Annotated in this window: 9 protein-coding genes and 4 pseudogenes; 8 read left to right on the forward strand and 5 right to left on the reverse strand. The window is 57.5% G+C overall.

Features of this window, described 5'->3' with window-relative positions; all coding sequences use genetic code 11:
- A partial coding sequence (locus tag I73_RS32490) for a cobalamin B12-binding domain-containing protein (protein WP_148289733.1) occupies positions 1-280 on the reverse strand: 280 nt, incomplete at its 3' end.
- A gap of 72 nt (positions 281-352) precedes the next feature.
- On the reverse strand, positions 353-544 hold the full coding sequence (locus I73_RS32495) for a hypothetical protein (RefSeq protein WP_148289734.1): 192 nt from the start codon (positions 542-544) through the stop codon (positions 353-355).
- Positions 545-783: 239 nt separating this feature from the next.
- Between I73_RS32495 and I73_RS31520 the strand changes: the two genes are divergently transcribed.
- From I73_RS31520 to I73_RS08575, 4 genes are all read left to right on the forward strand, one after another.
- Positions 784-1,068: a DUF1992 domain-containing protein gene (locus tag I73_RS31520; RefSeq protein ID WP_199899047.1), complete on the forward strand. Its 285-nt coding sequence runs from the start codon at positions 784-786 to the stop codon at positions 1,066-1,068.
- An 83-nt stretch (positions 1,069-1,151) separates the two neighbouring features.
- On the forward strand, positions 1,152-2,900 hold the full coding sequence (locus I73_RS31525; protein ID WP_083876638.1) for a carbamoyltransferase C-terminal domain-containing protein: 1,749 nt from the start codon (positions 1,152-1,154) through the stop codon (positions 2,898-2,900).
- 176 nt (positions 2,901-3,076) lie between these two features.
- The gene (locus tag I73_RS32500) at positions 3,077-4,852 is read left to right on the forward strand and encodes a hypothetical protein (RefSeq protein WP_148289735.1); all 1,776 of its coding nucleotides are present in this window, start codon (positions 3,077-3,079) and stop codon (positions 4,850-4,852) included.
- A gap of 555 nt (positions 4,853-5,407) precedes the next feature.
- Positions 5,408-6,536 (forward strand): IS3 family transposase gene (locus I73_RS08575; RefSeq protein WP_085944582.1). Its coding sequence is split into 2 segments (ribosomal slippage): positions 5,408-5,428 and positions 5,430-6,536, totalling 1,128 coding nucleotides; the frame shifts between segments, so codons are not numbered across the junction.
- A gap of 15 nt (positions 6,537-6,551) precedes the next feature.
- Here I73_RS08575 and I73_RS34820 read toward each other — a convergent pair.
- Positions 6,552-7,017, reverse strand: a pseudogene (locus tag I73_RS34820) (helix-turn-helix domain-containing protein); the annotation flags it as partial.
- Positions 7,018-7,063: 46 nt separating this feature from the next.
- Here I73_RS34820 and I73_RS26915 point away from each other — a divergent pair.
- Positions 7,064-7,339, forward strand: a pseudogene (locus I73_RS26915) (IS3 family transposase); the annotation flags it as partial.
- Positions 7,340-7,404: 65 nt separating this feature from the next.
- On the opposite strand, the gene I73_RS32505 reads toward I73_RS26915, so the two are convergent.
- Positions 7,405-7,857, reverse strand: coding sequence for a hypothetical protein (locus I73_RS32505; RefSeq protein ID WP_148289736.1), 453 nt, complete (start codon positions 7,855-7,857; stop codon positions 7,405-7,407).
- A gap of 532 nt (positions 7,858-8,389) precedes the next feature.
- Here I73_RS32505 and I73_RS34825 point away from each other — a divergent pair.
- A pseudogene (locus I73_RS34825) lies at positions 8,390-8,536 on the forward strand (helix-turn-helix domain-containing protein); the annotation flags it as partial.
- A gap of 44 nt (positions 8,537-8,580) precedes the next feature.
- Here the strand turns inward: I73_RS34825 and I73_RS33825 are convergent.
- Positions 8,581-8,733 (reverse strand): hypothetical protein, encoded by a 153-nt coding sequence (locus tag I73_RS33825; protein WP_234409450.1) that lies wholly within the window; start codon positions 8,731-8,733, stop codon positions 8,581-8,583.
- A 555-nt stretch (positions 8,734-9,288) separates the two neighbouring features.
- Here I73_RS33825 and I73_RS31540 point away from each other — a divergent pair.
- Both I73_RS31540 and I73_RS08585 read left to right on the forward strand, forming a co-directional pair.
- Positions 9,289-10,185 (forward strand): TnsA endonuclease N-terminal domain-containing protein, encoded by an 897-nt coding sequence (locus I73_RS31540; RefSeq protein ID WP_083876640.1) that lies wholly within the window; start codon positions 9,289-9,291, stop codon positions 10,183-10,185.
- Positions 10,176-10,906: pseudogene (locus tag I73_RS08585) on the forward strand (transposase); the annotation flags it as partial. The gene I73_RS31540 and the pseudogene I73_RS08585, both read left to right, overlap by 10 nt.

Raw genomic sequence — 10,906 nt, forward strand, 5'->3', positions numbered from 1 at the left:
TCCGCATGGAGATCGAGGTTGAAATCGTTAATGCTTGGACACTGAAGCCAACATAGCGCGCACCGGTTCTTACTATTTCCTCTGCAGACCGCTGTGGCAGAGTTGCATCTAATGGAATCTCCCCCTCTGCAATTTTTAATACCAAATCGATGACTTCCACCTCCCTGCCTTTTTCTTCTAGGTAGGCGGCAATTCGTAGGATGCCGATGGGCGGGACAACATGCACCGATGCGTTGTAGTAAGGAGGATAGACCAGACACAACTTGCTTTGGATTGTCATGCGGGCTCCGTGGCCATCTCGGATCGAGATGGAGGCTCAAACATGAGAGCCTCCATGTAACCTATTTGCTAGTTAGTAGCAGGTTTCGATGATCGAGCCGAAGGTGTTGCGCCGATCATCAAAGCTCTGACGAACCACACGGATCTTTAACTTTTTGGGCTTCATCAGCAGGCTCGACGCTTTACCCTCTTCCAACCTGGCTTGTTGGCCTTGGCCACCTGCCTTATCGCCGGCGACGAAGGCCTTTAGTGCTTGCGTTGACATTAGTTCTCCAGTTACGTGAGTTGATGGACTAACTACTTGCACCTAGCACAGGCGCCCATAGATGAGACATCCGTGCCAAGCGATGTGAGGCTATCCAACGTGCAGAGAAAGTCACCTGTAAAGCTTTACAGGTGTGCAGGCCGGTGGAGACCTGATAGTCTGACTCTAGATCAAGAACTCTGAATGCGGAGTACGATGTGTCAGATCATCGAACGCTAGATCAGCTCATAGCAGACAGTTTGCAAAAGGACGCTGCCAGCGGCGAGCTTCAATCCGCCAAGAATTGGGGGAAGCCTTTGGATCTCGGAGATGGCTTCTACGAGACGCCCGAAGAACTCCGCATGGGATACAAGATTTTGAAGGACGCGGGGTGTGTGCCACCTGAAGTGGAAATGCTGAAAGATCTTGAGGTGCTGAAAGCTCGCTTGAATCAAGTATCGGGATCTGAGCGGCAGGAAGTTGTCGCGAAGATTGCAGACCTCCAACTTCGCATCAGCTTGCGGATGGATCAACTTCGGGGCTAGTGCAAAGGAGTGATTGGCTGCGCAAGCCTCTCTCTGACACCGGGAATCCATAGTTAACTAGATCGATAGGGATCTCATTATCAATGAGCAAACTGGTGGTCGGGGTCAATGCTTTTTTTCATGATAGCGCAATTGCCATTCTGGAGAACGGCGAGGTTCGTTACGCAGCTCAGGAGGAGCGATTCTCGCGAGTTAAGTTTGATAGCAGAGCCCCTAAGAATGCACTTCGAGCAGGACTCGATTTTCTGAGGGCCTCGCGGAGAGACATTGTCGGCGTAGCCTATTACGAAGATGTGCGTATTAAGAAGGATCGAATCTACGGGACACTGGACGACGCGACGCTGACTCGAACTACGGTACATCGGTGGGACGAGATCCATGAACCTATCGAACTCCTGAAGACTGAGCTTGGCCTCTCTTGCTCGGTCCATCAGTTCAGTCACCACCATTGCCATGCAGCTTACTCGTTTTACTCGAGTGGACTCCCGGATGCCCTCGTAGTCGTCAATGATGGCGTGGGAGAATGGCAAACCGCCTCCGCTTGGGCAGCCGATCGGGATGGCCTAACATTGCTTAGCGAATCTCGATTTCCTAATTCTCTGGGGTTGTTTTACGCGGCGGTCTCTGCGCTTCTTGGATTCAGGCCTAACGCCGACGAATATAAGGTCATGGGCTTAGCTCCTTATGGCAAGCCTCGATTCCTGGAGCAGATGCGGAAGTTGGTTTGCGTCCGGGCAGGTCGAGTTTTACTCGACACCTCGACGATCGACGTCTTCGATATGAGGAGCACAGCCGCACTTGAGGCTTACCTTGGAGTTCGGGCTCGCAACTCCTCTATGGTGCTGGAGCAGATCCACCTAGATATCGCTGCGAGCGCACAGGCGGCCCTAGAGGAAGCTCTCCTTGACATGTGCGTACATCATGCGGCGCTATTTCCGAGCCGCAACCTCTGCCTAGGTGGAGGCGTGGCTCTCAATTGCGTCGCGAATGCCCGCATTCGCCGTTCTGGAATGTGGGACCGCGTTTGGACTCCCCCAGCCGCCGACGACCCGGGAAACGCCATAGGTGCGGCATATCTGCTGTCCTCGCGTCTCCTGCTGCGCCCGGAGCCCATCCAAAGTGCACTTCTTGGGGACCCAATCGAATCACGGGATGTGGCAATTTTCCTGAAGGAGATTGGTGCCAGCTTTCAGCTCTTAGAAGAAGATGAGCTTTGTCAGCGGGTGGCAACGCACTTGGCTGATGGATATGTAGTGGGATGGGTACAGGAACGGGCCGAATTTGGCGCTCGGTCTCTTGGCAGTAGGTCGATATTGGCGGACCCGCGGCACCGGCGGATGCGAGATCATGTCAACGCGAAGATAAAGAATCGCGAGTCCTTCAGACCATTTGCACCAATCTGCCTGACTGATCGCGTCGCAGACTACTTCGAGACGGATGAGCACTGCCCATACATGAACTATGTGGTGAACGTCAGGAGGCCTGAATTGCTTGGTGCGGTCACACATGTAGACGGAAGTGCCAGACTGCAGACCATAGAGCGCAAGGCCTCATCGCGAATTGCAAGGTTGCTCGTCGAGTTCGAGGCCATTGTCGGAATTCCCGTGCTTCTCAACACCTCGTTCAATCTCGCGGACGAACCGATTGTCCGCAGTGTTGCGGACGCGTTCAACACTTTCCGTGAGTCGGACATTGATTTTCTAGTTCTTGGCAATGCGCTACTTGAAAGAGCAAAGCAGCCGATAGGCTTAATGCACAAGGGAACGTTTGAGCGAATGCAGCTTACCCGCCCGCTGCTTCCGAAGACGCACCACACGTACTTTTTTGCCTAGCTCACGCTTTGATGACAACCTTCCCAGACAGAGTGCACGCGGCAGCCAGAGCATCCAAGACCTTCATACGTTCTCGGCCGGAGTGCGGCGTTATCGTAGATTCGGTAGGGCCGTGGATCATCGAGGGGAATGAGGCGGAAGGATTTCGCTGGCGTATCTCAGATAGCCCCGCGGCAATGGATCTTGCGCGTTTCCGAACTTCGCGCGACAAGATCGAGCCCAAGACCCATGGAACCATTCGCCTTCTATTGATAGGTGAGAGTGCGGCAGGTTCATTTGGCTACTGGGGCAGCTTCAACCTCGCCACGGAGATTCAGCGTCAACTTTCCCTGGCGCTGGGGCGCCAAGATATAGAGGTGATAGATCTCAGTTGCGTCAATGCTAGCTGGTATGACTGCAATGAGATTCTTAATGCCTCGATTACGTTAGATCCAGACGGAGTTATTTTCTATGCCGGCAATAATGAGATAAAGGGGCTGTTGCAGTACCTTCAGTGCGGGCAAACGCTCTTCGACGATTCAGCTCTCTTAGCAGCCCGTTGGGCTTGGCTCTCTGCCGGCGAAGCAGTTGCTTCGTCTTCGCTTCTCCATTCCCTTACGGTGCATTGCGAGAAGCTTCTTCAGGAGACCATCAGTATTGCGCGAGGCTACGAGGTGCCCCTGCTGTATGTGGTACCCGGGCTGAACATGCTCGATTGGCGCCCCCTGGAGAGGCAGGCTTGGAGCATGCCAGAGGTGTCGCCTAGCTCTCGTCTATTGGGGCTTGGATCGCAGGCGCAAAAATGGTCTCTTGCGCGCGAAGAGTATGCAAGCGACAGCAGAGAAGATAAGTTGTCGATCATCCAGACAATACTTGAATCCCAATTAGGCACTTACCTCTACCCTGTACCACAGTGCCTTCCGAGTGTGTCGGCCCAACTTGAAATTATTTGCGAGAAGGAAGGTGTAGAATTTTTCAGTATGCCTCGTGCTTTGGGCCCTGGGGACAGGAGAACGTTCACGGACTACTGTCACTTGGCTCCACACGGAATCCATGCCACGGCGAGCGGAATCGTTTCAAAACTTTCCGGGGGCCGCCTTGAAGCTCCCGAAGACTCCGTGGATGATCGAATCCGCATGATGACGCAACTGGAGACCTTTCAGGGCGCCATCGTTGCAATGCTTCACAACTACCATTATGGCCAGACAGATGCCTTGGTCGAACACTGGTGCTCATGCGCTCTGGCGAGTGGCTGGAGTCGTGCGACCGTGTTTCTTAACACGCTACGCAGGGTTGTCGTTAGCCGATCACGCGCGAGCCTGACCGAGCCTCGCCTTTCAGAGCTTGGACTAATCGATTCCGATTGGGACGCCCGGTTCAATTTGTATATCGCCAAATTTGTCTATCATGCGAGATTCGATCTTCGCTTGGCGGAAGTTGTCGGCAAAGTCTTGCGTGCGTTCTGCCAAACGGAGGCTGAAGTCGTTCTTTCTGACCCTAGACTTGAGCAGGACGGGAGTCTTTACTCTCTGTACTACCTGGATCACCTTCGCGGTTTTCGCCCGCTGAGTCGCTCGGCAAATCGCAACGGCTGGGAGCGAGAGGAGTTGGACATCGTCCTTGACTGTCCAACGGCCTCGGTTCAGTTCCCTTCGCTGGAAAGAGACGTTCGTGCGATCTGGCTTCATCTAGAATTCCCTGATGAGGTGTATTTCAGCGTAATAGTTAATGGAAGAACTGTGGCTTCACAGTTGAGGGGAATAGAAGGCTGGCACGAGTATGAAGTAGCCTTGAATGATGTTGATTTTTCTGCGGGACCGAACACAATCGTGCTCTGCGCTGATCGAATGTATGCGGCAAGCGGTCAATCTGAGATGAGACACTACTTTCATGGTCTGCGGTTCGGTCAGTATCCGACGTGGGGGCGAGTGGAAAACATCGCTCTTCGATTCAAAGTACCTGATCAGCATTGACCGCCCTATGTCGGCGCTTTAGGCGATATTTGCGGAGGCGCTTGTGCGGCGTAGGTGATAGGGGTGCAGGAGATTGCCAAGGCGACGTGACTAGCGTGGAACACGGTTCGCAAGTATCTTTGGGTTGGCAAGGCGGAGCTACCGCAATACTGCCGGCAGGCGGTGCCGACGAAGCTGCATCCGGTTGGCGGACTACATTCGCGCCCAGCGTTCGGCGCAAGGCGGTGCGGCGACGGGCGACACCTATGTACCTCTGAGGTTCGAGCTGGGCGAGGCCTTCCAGTTCGACTGGAGCCGTAAGCCTAGGCAAAGCAGGCCGCGCCCCGATTGGCCGCGTTCTTGGTCTCCAGAGGCGAAGCCCGGTTGACTGTCGTCTTTCTCGAGTCGGAACCGGTGTACCCGCTTGCTTATCACTCAGAGCGCGGAGACGAGGACGAAGCGGCTGACAGGATGAACTGTATTGCCAGGGAGTTCCTGCGCAGGTTCCGTACGCTCCCCCACCAAGTAGGCAGCTGAAACCAGAGAATGCGGCCCAACCCCTGAAGGAAGAGGCCAATGAGGAAGAGCAAGTTCACGGCAGAGCCAGATCGTGGCGATCCTCAAGGAAGGCGAGGCAGGCGTGCTGGTGGCGGAGATTTGCCGCAAGCACGGGATCCGTTCGCCGACGGACTACGACTGGAAGAGCAAGTACGCAGGTGCGACGGTGTCCGACCTGACGCGCATGCGCGAGCTGGAGGCGGATAACGCGCGGCTCAAGCGTATGTATGCCGACCTGGCGCTGGAGAACGCAGCGATCAAGGATCGTGCTGACAAAAAAATTCTGACGCCGTCCGCGAGGCGGCAGGTGGTGGCGGTCATGGTGACCGAGCACCGCCTGTGGATTCAGCGAGCCTGCAGAGCCACAGTCTTGTCGCGGGCGGCGTACTACAAGGTGCCGCCGCTGCCGCAGGAGAAGGATGCCGAGGTCATCGACGCGCTCAACGGCGTCGTCGAGCGCAATGGCCGCTGGGAATTCTGGAAGTGCTTCGACCGACTGCGCCTGGATGGGCGGGCGTGGAAACACAAACGGGTCTGGCGGGTGTACTGCGAGTTGGGCCTGAACATTCCTCGCAGGACGAAGCGGCGCATTCCCAAGCGCGAGCCGGTGCCGTTGGCGGCGGGCTCGTTCGTCAACCAGGGCTGGGCCTTGGACTTCATGCACGACGTGCTCTACGACGGCCGGCGGTTCCGAACGCTCAACGTGATCGACGAAGCCAACCGCGAAGCGCTGGCGATCCAGGTGGCCCAGTCGCTGCCCGCCTCGATGCTGATCCGCACGATGGACCGCCTGGTGGAGTGGTACGACCCACCGCTGTCGATTCGCATGGACAACGGGCCGGAGATGACCAGCCACGACTTCGTCGAATGGGCCCAGCGCAAAGGTATTGCCCTGAACTACATCGAGCCCGGTGAGCCCAACCAGAACGCCTACATCGAGCGATTCAACCGGACCTTCCGCACCGAGGTGCTCGATGCCTACCTGTTCAATTCCATCGAGCAGGTCCAGGCCATCGCCGACGACTGGCTGACCCAATACAACGAGTACCGACCGCATGACGCGCTGGGTGGTGTGCCGCCCAAGCAATTCATGCCCAGACTGATCCACACAACCGCCGCAGACTCTAGGAATCAACTGTCTGCTTGACAGGGGAGCTTACGCGTTGGCCAATAGTTTGGCTGCCTTGGGCCTGCGTGCTGCGCGATCAGCATGCCATTGCGCCGTGTGTGCTCTGTACTCCATGCCTCCGCTGCGGGTGGCCGCATTGCGCCTCAGCTCTCGCGAGATCGTCGACGCCGCCCGACCGAGTTGGCGTGCAGTCGCCCGCACGCCCTCGCCGCGGGCTCGTGCCAGGGCTATCTGCTCACGCTCGGCGAAGGAAAGAGCGACCTGTGGGCGCTGGCGAGGATGGCGCAAGATGTGATGGCGGCATGCCACCGCATTGTCGGAACCATCTGGCGCCCACCGCCATGGAAACACCCGCAACTGCCGCAGCGTCCTCGGTGGCCAATCCCTCAGCGATCGCTTGCCAGAACGGCCACCGCGCTGCGCGATGCTGGACAGGCAGACGCCCAGGCGAGCGCAACTTCCCGCGCAAGGACCGAATCGACTTCCTCATCTCCGACATCATCAACACCTCCATGCAGGACGTGTTGCGACGATGGGTTGAACTCACCCAGTACACCAGCAGGCACTTCCAGGACTTGCTCAAGGAACGGGGCATTACCTGCAGCATGAGCCGCGGTGGAGAGGTCTGGGACAACTCGGCGATGGAGAGCTTCTTCAGTTCGATGAAGACCGAGCGCGTGGCCCGCAAGGTCTACCGTACGCGCGAAGAGGCCAGGTCAGACGTGTTCGACTACATCGAGCGCTTCTACAACCCGACGCGGCGACACTCGACGCTGGGCTACCTCAGCCCGGCACAGTTTGAAGCGACTGGAAAAGCTTAGGTCGGTGTCCACGGAACCGGCAGCAGCCCAGATTGAGGCACAGGTGGCTGCAAGAGCTCTCACGCTCAGATTCCAATTGCAGTTCTGAATCGCTCCCGGCAAGCACGCATCCAGTTTAAGGGCGCTTGGGCATTGAGGTTAGAAGCGCCGGGGCTGAGTAGCGATTCGATCGCTTGTAGAGATGACCTTAAACGCCAGAACAGCTCTCTTCCCTTGGGCGTCATCGAGTAGTGGGCATAGCTTCCACTTCCCTCGCCAGCGCCCAATCGCCCGACTTCCTTCTCGCAAAGACCTGCGTCCAACAGTCCTCGCAGATGCTGCGATGTCCTGGCGGGGGTATTCAGGGAGGCCCAAACAAGTTCGGCAAAGCGCCGCTGTCCCGTACGCCTGCCCAGCGCTCCCTCAAGCTCCATCAACAGCAGGATCTGCTCGCGGTGGAGGTGATGCTCGCGCGCAATGTCATCCACTTCCCGCTGAACGACTTTTGCCAAGAGAAGCAGTGCCCTCAGGTTCTCCATGGCTCAATCCTTAGTAGAACACATGGTCTTATACGACAGCCGCCTGGATGAGGACGAAGAAATTTCATGAATTTTTGATTTCCGCCATGAAAACAAATTGTCCATTGCATGAGTTGGAATTGAATTAATTTTGCCGTGCCGATAGTGCGCACACAATTCCCGTGACCTCCACGAGTCGTGCGCCTCTTGTACGGCGACCTGTCGCCGTATCCAATGGCGAGTGGGCCTCGATCTCTCTGCTTCGGAGAAGGGTTCGTTGCCGCACCCGACCACTCGCTTGTTCGCCAAATGGCCACGGCGACGTCAACAGGCGGATCTGACCTTGGCGCACACATTGGATCCAGCAATGCATAAACCCTCACTCGTGCGGCATAAAGCAAGCGTGTTCAGTGCCCCGCACCTGGTATCGAAGAATGCAATCGGGTGTCTGCAGTGCCGCTGGGTGCACCCGGCTAGAGTCCTTCGAGGATCCGGCTTCACGATCTATGGCTCCGCTCGGGCCAACTGATCACTCATGCCGCGAAGTCACGGGATGCGCACTTCAGCTGAGCCCGTCTCGTTTGGGGCATTGCTGTATCGGTTCAGATGCCGCCTCGGGATCTCCCAAGCCAAGGCTGCCTCCGATGCAGGGCTATCGCCTGGCTATTACAGCGAGCTGGAGAACAGCAAGCGACCTGCACCACCTGAGCGAACGGCACTTCGCTTAGCGCGATCTCTCGAGCTTCATCCTCTTGAGACCAGCGATCTGCTTGCAGCCGCGGCTGCAGAACGTTCCGGGTTGGAATATTCGAGCGACCTTCCAAAGAACGTCTGCTCACTTCTGATCGCCATCAGGCGCAACGCATCCAGGTTGTCACCAAAGCTGGTGAACGCCATGCGAACCACCATGGAGGAGGCCGGGATGTGAAATCCAGTAGACAGACCCTCCTTCGAGGGCCTGTCTTCCGGAAGCCAAGGGGCTACCTCAGCAGTCGCAGGCAAAGATTAGCACCCACCGGCAGTCGGTCAAGACAGCCTTCACTTTTCAGCGAAGTCCTCCTCGGCGTGGCCCGCTCGGCGCGCCCATGTATGCCCTGCGCGATGAGCAGGAGCGCCCTCTTCCCGAACTGCACCGGGGGAGGACACACGCCAAGCGCTTCCCCGAATCCCCGGCTGCCAGGACCTGGCTCGCCGCCATTCGCAAGCCAACCCACGGACACCCTGCCGCATACACACCCTTGTAGCGCGCGCGGAGCCATGAATCACCTCGAACCGGAGGTCTCCATGAACACGTCATAGCCCAACAAAAAACGGCACAAGGGGTCGAGACCTTGCGCCGTTTCCGCTGGGGAGTTGCCCAGAAATTTCAGTTCACACCTGAACTCTACGGACCGTCTGCGGCGCCGTCAACTCCCCTTTTGCCCAAATTCCTGGACATCCCAAGGGGTCAGCATGAGAAAGACCAAACGTTTCACGCCGACGGTCATCGCACGGTTCATCAGACAAGGTCGTGGCGAGGGCACCTACACAGACTATCTTCCATGGCACAGGGTCACCCGCGGGGACCCGTCCAGCATGGGTCGCAGCCATCTTCTGCACTGGAAGGGACGCCTGCGGGAGTTGCTGTCCGATGGTGAACTTGGCCAACAGTTGTTCGCCACGATGCTTCCCGACCTCGACGATTCGCTCGAGCAGTTCTCCCTCACGCCGGAAGACTCGGCGCACCCTCTGGCTCGTTATTTGGAGCGAGACCCAGAGGTCCTGTTTCCAGGCACCTTGACGTTGGCAAAGCATCTGGGAATCAAACACCCAACGCTCTCAGAACGCGGCGTCAAGACGCCGTGGCGGCTGTCGACAGACCTCTTGTTGGTACGGCATCCGCCAGGGCAGCCGAGAAGTTGCATGGCCCTCGCCTTCAAGACACCAGATTTCAAGGAAAGCAGGCGAACGATTGAGCTGCTGCGACTCGAGCGTGAGTACTGGCGCAGTCGGAAGGTGCCTTGGCTACTTCTGACCTCTGAGCAGTCCAGTCCTGAGGTTGTACTGACTTTACGGCGCATCGCGCCATGGGCACTCGGCAACACAGTCCCGGAGGAGACCCAGGAGCAGGCAGCTCGATACGCTCTTGAACATGCGTGGCGCAGCCAGACCTATGTGCTGCATGGGATCGCCGACCAGTGCGGGTCGATGGAACTGGCTCAGCGTGCTCTCTGGCAGTCCGTCTGGAATGGACATCTGCCACTGGACCTGCGCCGCGGCTGGCGACCACATCTGCCACTTCGCATGGTCAGCCCTGTGGAATTCTGGGCCTTCAACCCCATCCTGAGTGGGAGGTCGGCATGGATCTGATCCACAACGCGACCTTCCGGCTGCTCAAGGAGCTTGAGCCGAGCACGCCGTACGAGCCTGGCATCTATCGCGTGATCCTCGATGAGCCCATGCTCGAAAAGACGATCACCGTCCTCATTCAAGCGGAGTCCGAGACCCGTTCCCAAAAGGGAGGTAGAAAGAAGCAGGAGTCGACCAAGAGAAGGCGGCGCAAGGCCCCACTCCCTTTGGTCGGGAAGCTGATCTGGATGGATCGTCGAGAGCTGGTTCGCCTTGAAGATGAGCATCTGCTCAGGCCCATCAAGTTGAGTCGGGAGGGGCTGCTCTTGAACGCCGAGTTGAAGGCCAGGAGCGACGCTGAACACCGGCGCCGCGTTGCAGTGATGGCCAGCTTCCTTGACTTCAAGAAGCTTCAAGAAGGCATCCTCGTTCACGAAGGACTTGGCGGCCTCGTCACCCAGGCCGTCAAGCAACACGAGGTCAGTCGGTACTACGTCTACAAGAACTGGAGCAATCTTTGCCGCTACGGCCTCGAAGAGAAGAGCCTGATCCTCAGGTGGGACAGATGCGGTGCGCCAGGTGTTGCACGTCCGTGCGATCCGGGAGGTCGCAGGAAGGCAGGGAGGAAGACCCTGAAGGAGCGGGTTGCCCTCGCCTTTGGCCGCCAGATCCCGCCGGATCAGCCAGGCATGAGTACCGAGTGGCGTGCGGCCATCCTTGCTGCTGACAAACACATCCCGAC

This window comes from Ideonella sp. B508-1, assembly GCF_000333615.1.
Taxonomy (GTDB): Bacteria; Pseudomonadota; Gammaproteobacteria; order Burkholderiales; family Burkholderiaceae_C; genus Ideonella.

Excerpts from the sequence above, each read along its gene's own strand:
- I73_RS32505 (WP_148289736.1), bottom strand. The coding sequence starts at position 7,857 with ATGGAGAACCTGAGGGCACTGCTTCTCTTGGCAAAAGTCGTTCAGCGG.
- I73_RS31540 (WP_083876640.1), top strand. The coding sequence starts at position 9,289 with ATGAGAAAGACCAAACGTTTCACGCCGACGGTCATCGCACGGTTCATC.
- I73_RS32500 (WP_148289735.1), top strand. The coding sequence starts at position 3,077 with ATGGATCTTGCGCGTTTCCGAACTTCGCGCGACAAGATCGAGCCCAAG.
- I73_RS31525 (WP_083876638.1), top strand. The coding sequence starts at position 1,152 with ATGAGCAAACTGGTGGTCGGGGTCAATGCTTTTTTTCATGATAGCGCA.
- I73_RS33825 (WP_234409450.1), bottom strand. The coding sequence starts at position 8,733 with ATGGCGTTCACCAGCTTTGGTGACAACCTGGATGCGTTGCGCCTGATG.
- I73_RS32495 (WP_148289734.1), bottom strand. The coding sequence starts at position 544 with ATGTCAACGCAAGCACTAAAGGCCTTCGTCGCCGGCGATAAGGCAGGT.